Source organism: Sphingomonas sp. KR3-1, assembly GCF_040049295.1.
Taxonomy (GTDB): Bacteria; Pseudomonadota; Alphaproteobacteria; order Sphingomonadales; family Sphingomonadaceae; genus Sphingomonas.
The window spans coordinates 1,527,587-1,543,888 of sequence record NZ_JBDZDQ010000001.1 but is presented as its reverse complement, the minus strand read 5'-3'; the positions used below and the strand labels follow the sequence as shown (position 1 = coordinate 1,543,888).

Here is a 16,302-nt window from a genome sequence, read left to right as displayed (position 1 = left end):
CGTCTCCGAACCGGACATGGTTGCCGCCGATCCGGAGCAATCGCGGTTAACCGTCATGCGGTGACCGTGCTTGTCGCCTGTGCGCTGGAAATGCCCGACCTTGCCCAGGCCGCCGCGGAGCGCGGGCTGGGGCTGGTGCCCTATGCACCGGGCGTGGCGGCGGCGGCGGCGCTGTTCGCGGGGGCTGCCGACCAGGTGGCGCGCATCCGTGCCCAGGGCTGGCTCGGCCCGCTGCTGCTCGTGCTGCCGGACGGGGCGGGCATCGCCCCGGCGCTCGATGCCGGTGCGGACGACGCCGTGCCGGGCTCGGCCGGATCGGAGGAGATCGCCGCGCGCCTCGCCGCCCGGATACGCCAGCGGCCCGAGATCGTGCTCGGCGAGCTCCATATCGATCCGGTCGAGCGCCGGGTGACGCGCGCGGGGCACGCCATCCCGCTGCTCCCGCGCGAATATGCGCTGCTCCTCCACCTGCTGCGCCGGGGCGAGCACCCCAGCGGCCGCGCCGAGCTGCTCGCCGCGGTCTGGGGGCTGGGCTTCGATCCGGGCACCAATGTCGTCGAGGTCCATGTATCGCGGCTGCGCGCGAAGCTCGATCGCGGCTTCGGCGCGCCGATGCTGATCACCGACAAGGGGCGCGGCTATCGGCTGTGCGCGGCCTGATCGCCGCGCTAGGGTCGCGCCAAAGGAGAAGAGCATGGAAGCGCGCGTCACCATTGAGATCAGCGAAGGCGTCGCCGATGTGCGGCTGGCGCGGCCGGACAAGCTCAATGCGCTCGATCCGGCGATGTTCGCGGGGATCATCGATGCGATCGCCCGGCTGGAGCAGGCGCCCGGGCTGCGCGCGGCGGTGCTGTCGGGCGAGGGGCGCGGCTTCTGCGCCGGACTCGACATGGCGAGCATGGCGCAGAGCGGGCTGGGCGGCGGATCGGGCCTCGATATCGCCGCGCGCACCCACGGGCTCGCCAACGATTTCCAGCAGGTCGCCTGGGGCTGGCGCACGCTCGCCGTGCCGGTGATCGCTGCGATCCACGGCGTGGCGTTCGGTGGCGGGCTGCAGATCGCCAGTGGCGCGGACATCCGCATCGCCGCGCCCGGCACGCGGCTGTCGGTGATGGAGATGAAATGGGGCATCGTGCCCGACATGGCCGGCTATGCGCTGTGGCGCGGCAATGTCCGCGACGACGTGCTGCGCGAGCTCGCCTATACCGCGCGCGAGTTCGACGCAGCCGAGGCGCAGGCATCCGGCTTCGTCACCCGCATCGCCGAGGATCCGCATGCCGAGGCGCTGGCGCTCGCCCGCGCGATCGCCGGCCGCAACCCGCATGCGATCCGCGCCGCCAAGCGCCTCGCCAATCTGGAGGCGGATGCCGGTGAAACGCTGCTCGCCGAGAGCCGCGAGCAGGCCGGCCTGCTGCGCACCCCCAACCAGATCGAGGCAGTGATGGCGAACATGCAGAAGCGCCCGCCCAATTTCATCGACTGACGCTGATCTCCACCCGGTCCGGATAGAAGGCGAGATGCTCGCGGATCGGCGCGACCGCGTCATAGGGCGATTCGTAGCTCCACACCGCATTCTCGCCGCCCGGCACCGAATAATAGGCGGCGTCGCCCTTGTACGGGCAATAGCTCGCATGGTCGGTGCGCGTGAGCAGCGCCATGTCGGCGTCCTCGCGCGGAATGTAGAAGACCGGCGGGTAGTTCGCCTCGCGCAGTTCCAGCGCGCGGCTGGTGTCGGCGATCACCTTGCCCCCGGCGCGCACCACGACATGCGCGTCGCTCGGCGTGATCGTGATCGGATGCTCGGAATTCGGGACCAGTATCGGCTTGCTCACCATATGCCACCTCCAGGCGGGGATATGGGGCGGGTGACGGCCATTGCAAACGCGCGGATGTGGAGCCATACCGCACTTTCTAAAACTCGGAGAGAATGCCGCTATGCGTGAAGCTGTGATCGTCTCGACGGCGCGTACCGGGATCGGCAAGGCGGGGCGCGGCTATTTCAACGACACCGAAGCGCCGGTGCTCGCTGCGCACGTGATGAACGCGGCGGTCGAGCGCGCCGGCATCGATCCCGCGCGCATCGACGACGTGTTCTACGGCATGGGCAACCAATGGGGGACGCAGGGCGCCAACATGGCGCGGATGGCGCTGTTCGCCGCCGGCATCCCGCACAGCGTCCCCGCCTTCAGCCTCGACCGCAAATGCGGCTCGGGGCTGACCGCGATTGCCCTGGCCGCGCGCTCGATCATGACCGACGAGATCGATGTCGCGCTGGCCGGCGGCATGGAATCGATCAGCCTGACGATGCAGAATGCGCCGCGCTACGTGAACCGGTCGGTCACCGACAAGGTGCCCGCCGCGTACATCCCGATGATCGAGACCGCCGAGATCGTCGCCGAGCGCTACGGCATCTCGCGCCAGGCCCAGGACGAGTTCAGCGCGATTAGCCAGCAGCGGGCTGCTGCGGGGCTGGAAAAGGGCGCCTTTGCCGAGGAGATCGCACCGATCACCGTCACCAAGGCGCTCTACGACAAGGAAGGCAATCGCACCGGCAGCGAGACCGTGACGGTGACGCAGGACGAGGGCATCCGCGCCGGCACCACTGCCGAAGTGCTGGGCACGCTCAAGACCGTCTGGAAGGACGGCCAGTTCGTCCAGCAGGGCCGGTTCGTCACCGCCGGCAACGCCAGCCAGCTCTCGGATGGCGCCGCCGCGCAGGTCCTGATGGACCGCGGGACTGCCGAGGCCGAGGGCAGGGAGATCCTGGGCATCTATCGCGGCTTCCAGGTCGCCGGCTGCGAGCCCGAGGAAATGGGGATCGGCCCGGTCTTCGCGGTGCCCAAGCTGCTCGCCCGCGCCGGGCTCCGGATCGAGGATATCGGGCTGTGGGAGATCAACGAGGCGTTCGCCAGCCAGTGCCTCTATTGCCGCGACACGCTCGGCATCGATCCCGAGCGGCTCAACGTCAATGGCGGCGCGATCGCGATCGGCCATCCGTTCGGCATGACCGGAAGCCGCCTCGTCGGCCACGCGCTGATCGAGGGCCGCAAGCGCGGGGTGCGCCATGTCGTCGTCTCGATGTGCACCGCCGGCGGCATGGGCGCCGCCGGCCTGTTCGAGATTCCGTGACGCGTTATTCCGGCTTGTCGATGCCCGGGCGCGGGCGCGGGATCACCGTATGGTCCTTGCCCTTCCAGAAGTCCTGGACGATCTGCCAGCCCTCTTCGGCGGTCTCGCAGAAGTGGAACAGGTCGAGGTCCTTGGGCGAGATCACGCCTTCCTCGACCAGCGCCTCGAAATTGACGACGCGGTTCCAGAAGTCCCTGCCGTAGAACAGCACCGGGATCGGCGCGATCTTGCCGGTCTGGATCAGCGTGAGCAGCTCGAACGATTCGTCGAACGTGCCGAAGCCGCCCGGGAACACCGCCACCGCGCGGGCATGCAGCAGGAAGTGCATCTTCCTGAGCGCGAAATAGTGGAACTGCATCGACAGGCCCGGAGTGACGTACGGGTTCGGCGCCTGCTCGTGCGGCAGCAGGATGTTGAGGCCGATCGTGTCCGCGCCGACGTCGCGCGCGCCGCGGTTCGCCGCTTCCATGATCGACGGGCCGCCGCCCGAGGTGACGACGAAGTGCCGGTTCCCCGCTTCGTCGAGCGGGAAGTTGGAGGCGAGCTGGCCCAGCTCGCGGGCCACGTCATAATATTTGGACTTCTCGATCAGCCTCTCGGCGATGATCTTCTGCTGCGGCGTCTCGGCCAGGTCGAGCAAGGCGGTCGCCTTGCTCGGCTCGGGAATGCGCGCCGAGCCGTAGATGACGAAGGTCGACTTGATGTGCGCCTCGTCGAGCGTCAGCTGCGGCTTCAGGAGCTCCAGCTGGAAGCGGATCGGTCGCAGGTCTTCGCGCAGCAGGAAGTCGAGATCCTGGAAGGCGAGCCGGTAGGCGGGGTGTTCGGTCTGCGGGGTGCCGCTGGCGGTGTTGGCGTCTTGCACTTCCTGATGCGCAGGGCGGAAGACGCGGCTCGGAACTTTCGTGTCGCTCATTTAGCCCGGCTTAGGCCGATCGTGCGCTCGCTGCAATCAGCGGCAAAAGGGACCTCTCCCCATGTCGAGATGCAGATGGTTGTAGTGCGCCGCGTTATAGTCGGGGCTCAGCACCGTGGCGAAGCGCTTGCAGGCCGAGCCGTGGATCGTCTCGAGGAAGCCGCGCACCTGTTGGTCGTCCGTGCGCCAGTCGCGCTCGATCGTGATGCGCCGCCCGTCGGCCAGCACGAAGCCCGATACGTCGACCGCATTGGCGAGGCCGTGCTCGGACATGCGGTTCACCGTCGCCGCGCTGCCGCCGATGATCCCGCGGCACGAATAGGTGCCATAGGTCTCGACGCGGACCAGGTCGCTGCCGAGGATCTGCCGCGCCGCCGGCGCCACCGCGAAGCGCACCCAGGCGGTGAAGCTGCGCGCCAACCCGCATTTCATCGATTTGAGCCCGGTCACCGGCACGCCGATGTCGAGCAGCTGCACAGCCCCGGTGACGATGCAGCCGCCGCCGAAATCGCGGTCAGGCAGCGCGGAGTAGCGCACCCGTTCGCGGGAGAGGTCGGCGAAACATTGCTGCACGTCGCGCGGCGTCGGGCCGTTCAGCGTGATCGGCCCCGAGCTGCGCGGGCGAATCGGCGCCGGCGCGGGCCGATCGTCGCCGCCGAATACGCAGCTTGCGAGGAGGACGGGCAGCACGAGGGCGCTGAGGAGCCGGAACCGCATGCGCGCAGGCTAGCCGCGATATGGTGCGCCGCGCACGAACATTCTATGCGGATCGTCGGGCAGGAGGCAGTGCAGTGCAGGAAATTCTCCCTGGTGTGTTCGCGGTGCCGCAAAATGGCGGCAAGGGCTTCGGCTATGCGCATTTCGTCCGCCATCCCGCGGGCAATTTCATCCCCTGCGCCGGCTCGATCGGCGATTCGTTCGACGCGATCGCCGCGCTGGGCGGCGTGAAGACGGTGGTGATCAGCGACCGTCATCTCGGCGGCGACTTCACCAACAAGATCGCCGAGCATTTCGGCGCCACCGTCTATTGCAGCGCGATCGAGGCCGAGGCGATGGCGCATCGCTCGCACGCCGTGAAGATCGATCATGTCCTGCCCTTCGCGCGCACCGAGATCGCCGGCGAGCTGCTGCTGGTCCCCACGCCGGGACACACCGCCGGGCAATTCTCGACGCTCGCCACGGTCGCGGGCGCGCGCATCCTGTTCACCGCCGATTTCGTCTGGCGCGAAGGCGGCAGGTGGCGCCCGGGCAATCTCAGCCGCAAGAAGATCGCCAGGAGCTTCGAAGCGCTGCGCGACCTCCAGTTCGACTATGTCGTGCCCTGGACCGGCTATGACCACACCGAGTTCGCCGTGCCCGTCAGCGATGTTAACGCAGCGGTGGATGCGATGATCGCGGGCTGCACCAAGCCCTGAGCGCAACATTATTGCGCCGCAACATCCCGAATTGACATTCCCGAAACCGCCGCTAGGGCCGTCGGCGGGCCACGCGGTCCCAACGCCGCGCGCGCTCTCTGTAAGGAGAGACTATATGACTGATTCGACTGCCGCCGACGCCACCCTTGCGCCTGTCGCAAAGCCCGCCACCAAGCCGGCGCGTCCCTATTTCTCTTCCGGTCCCTGCGCCAAGCCTCCCGGCTGGTCGCCCGAGAAGCTCGCCACCGACTCGCTCGGCCGCTCGCACCGCTCGAAGATCGGCAAGACCCGCCTCCAATATTGCATCGACCTGATGCGCGAGGCGCTCCGCCTTCCCGACACCCACCGCATCGGCATCGTGCCCGGCTCGGATACCGGCGCCTTCGAAATGGCGATGTGGACGATGCTCGGCGCCCGCGAAGTAACGACGCTCGCCTGGGAGAGCTTCGGCGAGGGCTGGGTCACCGATGCCGTCAAGCAGCTCAAGCTCGAACCGAACGTCGTCCGCGCCGATTACGGCCAGCTTCCCGATCTCGATGCGCTCGACTGGTCGACCGACGTCCTCTTCACCTGGAACGGCACCACCAGCGGCGTCCGCGTGCCCGACGGCGAGTGGATCCCCGCCGACCGCGAGGGCCTGACCTTCGCCGACGCCACTTCGGCGGTGTTCGCCTACGACCTGCCCTGGGACAAGATCGACGTCGCCACCTTCTCCTGGCAGAAGGTGCTGGGCGGCGAGGGTGCGCACGGCGTGCTGATCCTCGGTCCCCGCGCGGTCGAGCGGCTCACCGAATACACCCCGGCCTGGCCGCTGCCCAAGGTGTTCCGCCTCGTCTCCAAGGGCGCGCTCGCCGAGGGCGTGTTCAAGGGCGAGACGATCAACACCCCGTCGATGCTCGCCGTCGAGGACGCGATCTTCGCGCTCGAATGGGCCAAGGGCCTGGGCGGGCTCGAAGGGCTGATCGCCCGCTCGGACGCCAATGCCGCTGCGCTCGACAAGATCGTCGCGGCACGGCCCTGGCTCGGTCATCTCGCCGAGCTGCACGGCATCCGCTCTAAGACCAGCGTGTGCCTCACCGTCGAGGGTGCCGACGAAGCCTTCATCAAGAAGTTCGCCGGCCTGCTCGAGAAGGAAGGCGCGGCGTACGACGTCGCCGGCTATCGCGACGCCCCGCCGGGCCTGCGGATCTGGTGCGGCGCCACCGTCGATACCGCCGATATCGAGGCGCTCGGCCCCTGGCTCGACTGGGCCTATGCCGAAGCCAAGGCCGGCTGACCTTCTAAGCCTCTCCCCATCGGGGAGAGAGGCAGGACGCCTGCGACCTCTCCAGACGCACGATTTTCAAGACACACTTCCCCTCTCCCCAGCCCTCTCCCCGGAGGGGAGAGGGAGCGAAGCAGGAGCAAATCCATGCCCAAGGTACTGATTTCCGACAAAATGGATCCCAAGGCGGCCGAGATCTTCCGCGCGCGCGGCGTCGAGGTCGACGAGATCACCGGCAAGACCCCCGAAGAGCTGAAGGCGATCATCGGCGAGTATGACGGCCTGGCGATCCGCAGCTCGACCAAGGCGACCAAGGAAATCCTCGAGGCCGCGACCAACCTCAAGGTCATCGGCCGCGCCGGCATCGGCGTCGACAATGTCGATATCCCCGCGGCGTCGGCCAAGGGCATCGTCGTGATGAACACGCCCTTCGGCAACTCGATCACCACTGCCGAGCACGCCATCGCGCTGATGTTCGCGCTCGCCCGCCAGCTGCCCGAGGCCGACGCCTCGACCCAGGCCGGCAAGTGGGAGAAGAACCGCTTCATGGGCGTCGAGCTCACCGGCAAGACGCTCGGCCTGATCGGCGCCGGCAATATCGGCTCGATCGTCGCCGACCGCGCGATCGGCCTGCGCATGAAGGTCGTCGCCTTCGATCCGTTCCTTACCCCCGAGCGCGCGATCGAGATGGGCGTCGAGAAGGTCAACCTCGACGACCTGCTGCTGCGCGCCGATTTCATCACGCTGCACACCCCGCTGACCGACCAGACCCGCAACATCCTCTCGGCCGAGAATCTCTCCAAGACCAAGCGCGGCGTGCGCATCATCAATTGCGCGCGTGGCGGTCTGATCGACGAGGCGGCGCTCAAGCAGGGCCTCGAGAGCGGTCATATCGCCGGTGCCGCGCTCGACGTGTTCGCAGTCGAGCCCGCCAAGGAGCATCCGCTGTTCGGCACGCCCAACTTCGTCTCGACGCCGCACCTCGGCGCCTCGACCACCGAGGCGCAGGTCAATGTCGCGATCCAGGTCGCCGAGCAGATGGCCGATTTCCTCGTCTCGGGCGGTGTCACCAACGCGCTCAACATGCCGAGCCTGTCGGCCGAGGAAGCGCCGCGGTTGAAGCCCTACATGGCGCTGGCCGAGAAGCTCGGCAGCCTGGTCGGCCAGCTCGCGCATGGCGAGCTCGGCAGCATCGCGATCGAGGTCGAGGGCGCAGCCGCCGAGCTCAACCAGAAGCCGATCACCGGCGCGGTGCTCGCCGGGCTGATGCGCGTCCATTCGGACACGGTGAACATGGTCAACGCGCCGTTCCTCGCCAAGGAGCGCGGGCTCGACGTGCGCGAGGTCCGGCATGATCGCGAGGGCGATTACCACACGCTGGTCCGCGTCACCGTCGGCACCACGCAGGGCGATCGCTCGGTCGCGGGCACGCTGTTCGGCAATGCCGCGCCGCGCCTGGTCGAGCTGTTCGGCATCAAGGTCGAGGCCGATCTCGCCGGTCACATGCTCTACATCGTCAACGAGGACGCGCCGGGCTTCATCGGCCGGCTCGGCACCACGCTGGGCGAGGCGGGCGTCAACATCGGCACCTTCCACCTCGGCCGCCGCAACGCCGGCGGCGAGGCGGTGCTGCTGCTCTCGGTCGACGACGAAGTGAATGCCGACCTGATCGCCAAGGTCCGCGCCCTCCCGGGCGTGAAGACTGCGATGGCGCTGGCGTTCTGACGACACAATTCCCGTCATCCCGACTTCCGTCGGGATGACGGTTTGGTCTAGAGGCGGCGGCATGATCTCCTATCCACCCTCACCCTTCCGGCGCTTCGCGCCTCCCTCCCTCTCCCATTGGGAGAGGGAAGGGGCCCGCTCGGCGAAGCCGAGTGGGAAGGGTGAGGGCGACACGAAGGTTGAGCTATGAGCGGCCTCCTTCCCGAAGGCTTTCACGATCGCCTCCCCCCCGCGGCCGATGCCGCGACACGCCTCGAGTCCCGCGTGCTCGGCGTTGCGCGCGGCTATGGCTATGAGCAGGTCGATCCGCCGCTTGCCGAATTCGCCGACGAACTGAGCGCGCGCCTCAAGGCCGCCGGTGCGATGCGCGACGCAGTGCGCTTCGTCGATCCGGTTTCGCAGCGCACGCTGGCGATCCGCCCCGATCTCACCGCCCAGGTCGGCCGCATCGCCGCCACCCGCATGGGCCACCATCCGCGCCCGGTGCGCCTCTCCTATGCCGGCCCGGTGATCAAGCTCTCCGCCTCCGAGCTCGATCCGCTGCGCGCCACCCGCCAGATCGGTGCCGAGCTGATCGGCCTCGATACCGTCGCCGCTGCCACCGAAGTGGTGCGCGTCGCGATCGAGGCGCTGCAGGCCGGCGGCGTCGAAGGCATCGCGCTCGATTTCACGCTGCCCGACCTGGTCGATTGCCTGGCCGGCGACAGCCTCACCCCTGCCCAGCTCGCCACGCTGCGGGAGCGCCTCGATGCCAAGGACGCCGCCGGTGTTGCCGCGATCGATGCGCGCTACCTGCCGCTGATCGAAGCCGCTGGTCCGTTCGATGCCGCGATCGAGCGGCTGCGCGCGATCGACGCGGGCAAGGCGCTCGCCACGCGCCTCGACGGCCTCGCCGCGATTGCCGAGCGCATCCAGGGCCAGGCCGCGCTCACCCTCGACCCGACCGAGCGCCACGGCTTCGAATATCAGAGCTGGCTCGGCTTCTCGCTGTTCGCGCGGGGCGTGCGCGGCGAGATCGGGCGCGGCGGCACCTATACGATCCTCCACGGCAACGGCCGCGAGGAAGCCGCGGTCGGCTTCTCGCTCTATGCCGATCCGATCCTCAATGCCGGCATCGGCGCGGGCGACCGCCAGCGCCTGTTCCTGCCGCTCGGCACGCCCGCGGGCATCGCCGCCAAGCTGCGCGCGGAAGGCTGGGTCACCGTCGCCGGGCTCGAGGAGGACGACACGCCCGAGGCGCAGCTCTGCACGCATGTGCTGCGCGACGGGGCACCGCAGGCGGTCTGAGCGCCGCCTGATTCCCCAAGCTGCTTCCATGCTTGCAATGTAGGATTTCGCCTGCTTGGCTTTTGCGGTCGAACCTCGCTCGGCCGCTCTTTCGAACTGTAGGAAATATAGGACCAGCGCCGCGCAACAAAGCTGCGAGATGCGGGGCGTTTCCGGGAACAGTGTCAACCCAAGCGCGCCGGAAACGCGCTCCAGGCGTGAACGTCGTGAACTTTGCCGAGTCGCCCGCTCTGCCGCTGTAGGATCAGCGCGCCAGCAGCGCCGTTGCCCGACCCTCGAGGAACGCCGGCACCGCTGCGACCACCGCATCGCGGAACCGCGCATCCTCGGCGAGCTGCGCCGGAAACACCTGCCGCAGCGCCAGTACGGCAGCCGCCGGGTCGCTCCCCGAAGCCGCGCCGGCGAGCATGTCTGCCAGCGGATCGGTGATTGTCTCGCCGAGCTGCGCCTTGCGATGCAGGAACGCGATCCACGCCGCCACCGGCACCGCCAGCCGCGCCACGTCCTGCCCCGCCGCCAGCCGGTCGCGGACCGTGTCGAGCAGGCGATAGGGCAGCTTCTGCGAGCCGTCCCAGGCGATCTGGCTGAGCAGATGGCGGATCGCGGGATTGCGGAAGCGGCCGAGCACGGCATCGGCATAGCCCTGCACGTCGAGCCCTTCGACGGGCTTGAGCGCGCCGGCGATGTCGTCATGCATCAGCCGGTCGACAAAGCCGCCCAGCGCAGGATCGCTGACGGCCTCGAACACCGTCTCATGGCCGAGCGCCAGGCCGATATAGGCGAGGCTCGAATGCGCGCCGTTGAGGATGCGCAGCTTGGCCTGCTCATAGCCCTGGACGTCGTTGGTCAGCGTCACGCCCGCGGCGGCCAGGTCTGGGCCGTCGGCGGGGTTGAAGCGCTGCAGCACCCATTGGGTGAAGCGCTCGCGCTGCACGGCCGCCTGGTCGGTGACTCCCAGTTGCTCGGCGATCCTGGCGAGGAAGGCCGGGTCGCTCGCCGGGGTGATCGAATCGACCATCGAATCGGGGAAGGCGACTTCGGCGCCGATCCAGTCGGCAAGGCCCGCGTCCCATTCGCGGGCGAGCGACACGCAGGCGGCGCGGAGCTTGCCGCCATTGCCCGTCATGTTGTCGCAGCACAGCATCGCGAAGGGCGGCGCACCGGCGGCGCGGCGATCGGCCAGGCCCGCGACGATCCAGCCGATCACGCTCGCCGGCTCGCTCGGCCGGGCGCGGTCATGGACGATGTCGGAGTGGTTGAAGTCCAGGCTGCCGTCGGCGGCGAGGCAATAGCCCTTTTCGGTCACTGTGCTGGTCGCGAGCTTGATCGCCGGATCGGCGAGCAGGGTGCGCAGCTTGGCGCCTTCGCCGGGGCCGATCGCATCGGAATGCGCGGCGATGATGCGCGTGCTCGGCTCGCGGTCGATCACCGCCAGCGTGTAGAGTCCGTCCTGCGCCTTGAGCGCGTCGACGGTGCCGGCGCTGCGCAGCGAGACCGCGGCGATGCCCCAGCGCGGATCGCTGTCCAGCACCCGGTCGAAATACGCCGCCTGGTGCGCGCGGTGGAAGGCGCCCGGGCCGAAATGGACCACGCCGGTGCGGATCGCGGCCGGGTCATGGCCGGGCCGCGCGACGGTGGCGGAAAGCGAGGCGAGGGCGGCGCGCGAAAGGCTGATCATGCGCGTGGTCAAGCCGCGCGCACGGGCCAAAGTCAATGGCGCGCCGTCAGAAGGCGCGGATCGGCGCGGCGGTCTCCGAGCCGCGGATCCGCGTGCCGGTGGGGGGCTGGCGCGAGCGCGAGCCCAGCGGCATCAGGAAGCGGACCTGGCGGTTGGGGAAGTCGATGTCGACGCGGCGGAAGCTGCGCAGCGCGTCCATGCCGAGCAGCAGCGCGGGGCGGTGCATCAGCCCGAAGCGCTCGAACGGCGCGACATCGGCGAAGGCGATCGGCATCGCGCCGAACTTGACGTCGCCGATCTGGATCGACGGCGCCGAGCTGTAGTCGGCGATGGTCTGGTCGCCGGTCACGCTGGTCAGCTGGATGCGCTCGGGCTTGGCCGCCGCCCGGCCGATCCGCTTGCGCAGCGCGCTGTTGCCCATCGTCACCTGGCTGCCGGTGTCGAGCACCACCTGGATGCGGGTATTGTTGTAATAGGCGTCGGTCACGATCAGCTGGCCGAACACGTTCTTGGCGGTGACGATGATCTCGTCGGGGTCGCGGCTGACCGTGTTCTTGCGCTTGACGCTGGGGCGTACCGCCATCGTGCCCTTCTCGAAGTCGATCGTCACCTGGTGGTTGCGCAGCGTGTCGATGCCGAGCAGGCCCACCGCGCCCAGGTTGCGCGCCTCGAGCTCGGGGGCGACGATCGTGTGCAGCTCGCCGATCGACTTGATGACGAGGTCGGGCACCACCACGGTGTTGACCGTGCTGCTGCCGGTCATCGAAGTGACCCTGACCGGTGCTCCTGCGCCGAGCCGCAGCGATCCGGCCAGCTCGCGCGAGACGACGGTGCGCTCGGCGCCGGTGTCGATGATGAAGTTGAACGGCCCCTCATTGCCCACTGCAACCGGCACCGTCAGCCGCTTGTCGATCTCGCCGAGTGCGAGCAGCGTCGCCTCGACATTCTCGGGCGTGGGGAAGGTGAGCGCCGGATCCTGGGGCGGCGGGACGCGCTCGCTCGGATCCTGGGGGAGGTCACGCGCTCCGGCGGTTGCGGCCAGCGGGAGCAGGAGAAGCGCTGCAAGCCTGTTCATGCTTGTGAAGGTACACCTTCCGATGCTGCGCAGCAATTGTCTGGATTGTTTCTAGTCGAGCCGCATCGCCTCCGCCGCGATGTTCTCCGCTTCCATCAGCAGCGCGTCCTCGGTCATGCCCTGCGCGACATTCTCGCGGCCAATCATGATCAGCACCGGCACGGCCATCGGCGAGACGCGGGGCAGGTCGATATGGAGCATCGTCTCGGCGGCGGTGTCGAGCAGATGGCCGAGCCGCCCGACATCGGTCATCCGGGCGCGGGCATCGGCCCAGGCGGCGCTCAGCAGCAGATGGTCGGGCTCGTATTTGCGCAGCACGTCGTAGATCAGGTCGGTAGAGAAGGTGACTTGGCGCCCGGTCTTCTTCTTGCCCGGATGCTGCCGCTCGACCAGGCCGCCGATGATTGCCACTTCGCGGAATGCGCGTTTCAGCAGCGCCGAGCCCTGCACCCATTCGACGAACTCGTCCTCGAGGATGTCGGGCGAGAACAGCACGCGCGGGTCCTCGATCTTCTCCAGGCCGTAGACGGCCAGGGCATAGTCGTTGGCGACGAAGCCCAGCGGCTTCAGCCCCAGCGCCTCCATCCGCCGCGTGATCAGCATGCCAAGCGACTGGTGCGCGTTCCAGCCCTCGAAGCTGTAGGCCACCATGTGGTGCTTGCCCTCGTGCGGGAAGGTCTCGACGAGCAGCTGGCCGGGGGCGGGGATCGCCGAGCGGCGGGCCTGGGCGCCGAGCCATTCCTGGACGTCCGCCGGAAAGCGCAGCCATTCGCTGCGGTCGTGCAGATAGCGGCGGACGCGGTTGGCCAGCGTCGTGGTGATCGCCAGCCGGGCGCCCATGTACGAGACGTAGCGCGCCTGCTTGGCGGTGGCGCGGACAACCAGTTCGGTCAGCTCGACCCGCTCGACCTCCAGCGCCATGCCGGCGAAGACGAAGGTGTCGCCGGGCGAGAGCTGGGTGCCGAACGCCTCCTCGATCTTGCCGAGCCGGCGCCCGTTCTTGAAGCGCACCTCCATCATCGGCGCCTCGACGATGATGCCGGCGTTCAACCGATGCTGCGCAACAAAGGCAGGCGTGGTGACCCGCCACAGCCCGTCCTTGCCATGGGTCAGGCGCTTGAACTTGTCATAGGCGCGCAGGGAATAGCCGCCGTCGGCGATGAAGCTCAGGACGCGGTCGAACACCTCGTCGGTGAGCGCCGAATAGGGCAATGCTGCGCGGATCTCGTGCAGCAGATCGTCGCGCCGGAAGGGTGCCGCACAGGCACAGGCCATGACGTGCTGGGCGAGCACGTCGAGCGCGCCGGGGCGGAAGATGTCGGGGTCGAGCTCGCCCTGCTCGACCGCATCCAGTGCGGCGCGCGCCTCGAGATATTCGAAGCGGTTGCCGGGGACGAGCACCGCCTCGCTGGGCTCGTCGAGCCGGTGGTTGGCGCGGCCGATGCGCTGGAGCAGGCGCGAGGAGCCCTTGGGCGCCCCCATCTGGATCACGCAGTCGACGTCGCCCCAGTCGACGCCGAGGTCGAGGCTGGCGGTGGCGACCAGCGCGCGCAGCTGGCCGTCGGCCATCGCCTGCTCGGCCTTGCGCCGGGCCTCGAGGCTGAGGCTGCCGTGATGCACGCCGATCGGCAGCTTGAGCTCGTTGACCTTCCACAGCTGCTGGAAGACCAGCTCGGCGAGCCCGCGGGTGTTGCAGAAGACGATCGTCGTCCTGTGCAGCTCGATCTCGGCCATGACCTGCGGGATCGCATAGCTGCCCGAATGACCCGCCCAGGGGACTTTGTCCTCCGGCAGCAGGATGGCAATATTGGGCTCGGCGCCCTTCTCGCCCTGGACCAATGTCACCTTGTCGATGTCGCCATAGGGGGCGAGCCAGGCGCGGTAGCCGTCCGGGTCGGCCACCGTCGCCGACAGCGCTACCCGGCGCAGGTTGGGGGCGAGGCGCTGGAGCCGGGCCAGCGCCAGCGCCAGCAGGTCGCCGCGCTTGCCGGTGGCGAAGGCATGGACCTCGTCGATCACTACGGTCTTCAGGCCGGCGAACATCGTCAGACTGTCTTCGTAGGACAGCAGCAGGCTGAGCGATTCGGGCGTGGTCAGCAGGACTTGCGGCGGCCGGGCGCGCTGGCGGACCTTCTTGTCCCAGGGGGTATCGCCGGTGCGTGTCTCGACGCGGATAGGAACGCCCATTTCCTCGATCGGCGTGAGCAGGTTGCGCTGCACGTCCACTGCCAGCGCCTTGAGGGGCGAGATGTAGAGCGTGTGCAACCCGTCGGCGGGTTCGTCGATCAGCTCGGCCAGCGTCGGCAGGAAGCCGGCCAGCGTCTTGCCGGCGCCGGTGGGGGCAACGAGCAGCGCATGCTCGCCCCGGCGCCCCGCTTCGAGCATCTCGCGCTGGTGGCGCCGCGGCGCCCAGCCGCGGGCGGCGAACCAGTCAGCAAGCGGTTGGGGAAGGTCGGGCGCGGACACCTCCCCGATATAGGCCCGATCCCGGCCGGGAGAAGCCGTCGAGCCTAGGGCGCGGCAACCATGCCCTGGCCGATATCGGTTCCCGTCGTGCCGGCGACGATCTTGTCGCGCTTTGCGGTCGCGAGGAGACGGGCCTTGATATTGGCGCCGGTCGGCTCAAGGCCTTCCTTCGTCAGGGCCTCCCACAACAGCGCGGCGACCCCTGCGACGTGCGGGCACGCCATGCTCGTGCCGCTCATCTTGATGAGCTTGTCGGTCTTGGCATCGGCGGACAGGATCTCCAGACCGGGGGCGGCGAGCTGCGGCAGGCTGTTCGAGAAGCTGGTGACACCGTAGCCTCCCGCGGGGTCCGGCTGCATCGCCGCGACGGCAACGACGTCGAGCGCGGCGCCGGGGATCGAGGCGGCGATCTTGTAGCGCGGGCGCATGCTCTCGTTGCCGGCGGCGGCGACGACTACGGCATCGCGACCATAATTGCCGCCGACATGGATCATCCCCATGATCGCGTCGAGCATCCGCAGATTGTTCCGATAGGCTTCCAGCGCATCGGAGACCGCGGCCTCGGTCGGCATCTTGTCGATCAGGATGCGCCGTGAGACATAGCCCGGGAAATCGATGCCGAGCGACATCGAGATCACGTCGGCTCCTGCCCGCACGGCCCAGTCGATCGCGTCGAACAACATGGTCGAATCGGCGCTCTTCTCGCCGATCACCTTGCCGACGAGCAGCTTGGTCACTCCGGGCGCCACGCCGATGCGGGTGCCGTCGACATCGCGGCCGAGGATGGTGCCGGCGCAGTGCGTGCCATGGCCATGCCAGTCGCCGTTACCTTCGCCGGTGAAATCCTCCTGGACGATCTCGATACCGCTGAACGCCGGATGGCCCGCCTTGATGCCGGTATCGAGGATCGCGACGACTGCGCCCGCGCCGGTGAACTTCGATTGCAGCGCGCCGATCGCGTCGAGGCCCCAGGCGGTGTCGCCGGCCGTGCCGGGTGCCACGTCGCGCGGTTCGATCAAGCGGATCGGCATCCGCCGGGCAACGACCTGGACCTCCTCCTGCTGCTCGATCACGACCGCTTCGAACGGCGTGAGCGTCTGGCGATCGAGCTTGGGGGTGGCGGGTTGCCCCACGGACTCGACTGCGAAGTCCAACGTCGCCGGAGCCTCGGCCTTGGGCACCGAAAGGACTGAATATTCAGGCATGGCAGGTCTCCTCCGATTGATCGGGGGGAAACCTGCCACCGGCCGGCCCGGCGAGCGCGTGACCGCCGTCACGCCTGTCCGGCATGCCCTGACGCTACTGGGAAAGCGCGGGCGGCCGACGCCGCCCCCGGAGCGAAAGGAAGCA

Annotated in this window: 14 protein-coding genes; 7 read left to right on the top strand and 7 right to left on the bottom strand. The window is 68.6% G+C overall.

Annotation, left to right across the window (positions count from 1 at the left end; all coding sequences use genetic code 11):
* Positions 1–60 precede the first annotated feature (60 nt).
* Together ABLE38_RS07560 and ABLE38_RS07555 are read left to right on the top strand one after the other, a co-directional pair.
* Positions 61–660, top strand: coding sequence for a response regulator transcription factor (locus ABLE38_RS07560; RefSeq protein ID WP_348973544.1), 600 nt, complete (start codon positions 61–63; stop codon positions 658–660).
* Between the two features lie 34 nt (positions 661–694).
* Positions 695–1,483, top strand: coding sequence for a crotonase/enoyl-CoA hydratase family protein (locus tag ABLE38_RS07555; RefSeq protein ID WP_348973543.1), 789 nt, complete (start codon positions 695–697; stop codon positions 1,481–1,483).
* Here ABLE38_RS07555 and ABLE38_RS07550 read toward each other — a convergent pair.
* Entirely contained in the window at positions 1,473–1,835 is a 363-nt protein-coding gene (locus tag ABLE38_RS07550; protein WP_348973542.1) for a DUF427 domain-containing protein, read from the bottom strand. The two genes, ABLE38_RS07555 and ABLE38_RS07550, sit on opposite strands and share 11 nt — an antisense overlap.
* A 100-nt stretch (positions 1,836–1,935) precedes the next feature.
* Here ABLE38_RS07550 and ABLE38_RS07545 point away from each other — a divergent pair, with 100 nt between their 5' ends.
* On the top strand, positions 1,936–3,129 hold the full coding sequence (locus tag ABLE38_RS07545; RefSeq protein WP_348973541.1) for an acetyl-CoA C-acyltransferase: 1,194 nt from the start codon (positions 1,936–1,938) through the stop codon (positions 3,127–3,129).
* 4 nt (positions 3,130–3,133) lie between these two features.
* Here ABLE38_RS07545 and ABLE38_RS07540 read toward each other — a convergent pair whose 3' ends face one another.
* Together ABLE38_RS07540 and ABLE38_RS07535 are read right to left on the bottom strand one after the other, a co-directional pair.
* Complete coding sequence (locus ABLE38_RS07540) at positions 3,134–4,042, bottom strand: LOG family protein (RefSeq protein WP_348973540.1); 909 nt, start codon at positions 4,040–4,042, stop codon at positions 3,134–3,136.
* 36 nt (positions 4,043–4,078) lie between these two features.
* Entirely contained in the window at positions 4,079–4,759 is a 681-nt protein-coding gene (locus ABLE38_RS07535) for an extensin family protein (RefSeq protein WP_348973539.1), read from the bottom strand.
* Positions 4,760–4,833: 74 nt separating this feature from the next.
* Between ABLE38_RS07535 and ABLE38_RS07530 the strand changes: the two genes are divergently transcribed.
* The 4 genes from ABLE38_RS07530 (at position 4,834) to ABLE38_RS07515 (ending at position 9,733) form a co-directional block, all read left to right on the top strand.
* Positions 4,834–5,457, top strand: a complete 624-nt coding sequence (locus tag ABLE38_RS07530) for a hypothetical protein (RefSeq protein WP_348973538.1) — start codon at positions 4,834–4,836, stop codon at positions 5,455–5,457.
* Between the two features lie 115 nt (positions 5,458–5,572).
* Complete coding sequence (locus tag ABLE38_RS07525; protein ID WP_348973537.1) at positions 5,573–6,733, top strand: phosphoserine transaminase; 1,161 nt, start codon at positions 5,573–5,575, stop codon at positions 6,731–6,733.
* A 135-nt stretch (positions 6,734–6,868) separates the two neighbouring features.
* Positions 6,869–8,446 carry a phosphoglycerate dehydrogenase gene (serA, locus tag ABLE38_RS07520; protein ID WP_348973536.1) on the top strand — a complete coding sequence of 526 codons (1,578 nt, stop codon included), beginning with the start codon at positions 6,869–6,871 and terminating at the stop codon, positions 8,444–8,446.
* A 186-nt stretch (positions 8,447–8,632) separates the two neighbouring features.
* Positions 8,633–9,733, top strand: a complete 1,101-nt coding sequence (locus ABLE38_RS07515; protein WP_348973535.1) for an ATP phosphoribosyltransferase regulatory subunit — start codon at positions 8,633–8,635, stop codon at positions 9,731–9,733.
* 244 nt (positions 9,734–9,977) lie between these two features.
* Here the strand turns inward: ABLE38_RS07515 and ABLE38_RS07510 are convergent, their stop codons facing one another.
* The 4 genes from ABLE38_RS07510 to ABLE38_RS07495 are packed head-to-tail and all read right to left on the bottom strand — an operon-like array spanning position 9,978 to position 16,157.
* Positions 9,978–11,411, bottom strand: coding sequence for a mannitol dehydrogenase family protein (locus ABLE38_RS07510; RefSeq protein WP_348973534.1), 1,434 nt, complete (start codon positions 11,409–11,411; stop codon positions 9,978–9,980).
* Positions 11,412–11,457: 46 nt separating this feature from the next.
* A complete protein-coding gene (locus ABLE38_RS07505) occupies positions 11,458–12,486 on the bottom strand; it encodes a retroviral-like aspartic protease family protein (RefSeq protein ID WP_348973533.1) in 1,029 nt (342 codons plus the stop codon).
* Between the two features lie 51 nt (positions 12,487–12,537).
* Positions 12,538–14,952, bottom strand: a complete 2,415-nt coding sequence (locus ABLE38_RS07500; RefSeq protein WP_348973532.1) for a ligase-associated DNA damage response DEXH box helicase — start codon at positions 14,950–14,952, stop codon at positions 12,538–12,540.
* 44 nt (positions 14,953–14,996) lie between these two features.
* On the bottom strand, positions 14,997–16,157 hold the full coding sequence (locus ABLE38_RS07495; protein ID WP_348973531.1) for a S8 family serine peptidase: 1,161 nt from the start codon (positions 16,155–16,157) through the stop codon (positions 14,997–14,999).
* Between the last annotated feature and the right edge of the window lie 145 nt (positions 16,158–16,302).

Coding starts and splice junctions, on each gene's coding strand:
- ABLE38_RS07555 (WP_348973543.1), top strand. CDS start 695: ATGGAAGCGCGCGTCACCATTGAGATCAGCGAAGGCGTCGCCGATGTG.
- ABLE38_RS07550 (WP_348973542.1), bottom strand. CDS start 1,835: ATGGTGAGCAAGCCGATACTGGTCCCGAATTCCGAGCATCCGATCACG.
- ABLE38_RS07545 (WP_348973541.1), top strand. CDS start 1,936: ATGCGTGAAGCTGTGATCGTCTCGACGGCGCGTACCGGGATCGGCAAG.
- ABLE38_RS07540 (WP_348973540.1), bottom strand. CDS start 4,042: ATGAGCGACACGAAAGTTCCGAGCCGCGTCTTCCGCCCTGCGCATCAG.
- ABLE38_RS07535 (WP_348973539.1), bottom strand. CDS start 4,759: ATGCGGTTCCGGCTCCTCAGCGCCCTCGTGCTGCCCGTCCTCCTCGCA.
- ABLE38_RS07525 (WP_348973537.1), top strand. CDS start 5,573: ATGACTGATTCGACTGCCGCCGACGCCACCCTTGCGCCTGTCGCAAAG.
- serA (WP_348973536.1), top strand. CDS start 6,869: ATGCCCAAGGTACTGATTTCCGACAAAATGGATCCCAAGGCGGCCGAG.
- ABLE38_RS07515 (WP_348973535.1), top strand. CDS start 8,633: ATGAGCGGCCTCCTTCCCGAAGGCTTTCACGATCGCCTCCCCCCCGCG.
- ABLE38_RS07510 (WP_348973534.1), bottom strand. CDS start 11,411: ATGATCAGCCTTTCGCGCGCCGCCCTCGCCTCGCTTTCCGCCACCGTC.
- ABLE38_RS07505 (WP_348973533.1), bottom strand. CDS start 12,486: ATGAACAGGCTTGCAGCGCTTCTCCTGCTCCCGCTGGCCGCAACCGCC.
- ABLE38_RS07495 (WP_348973531.1), bottom strand. CDS start 16,157: ATGCCTGAATATTCAGTCCTTTCGGTGCCCAAGGCCGAGGCTCCGGCG.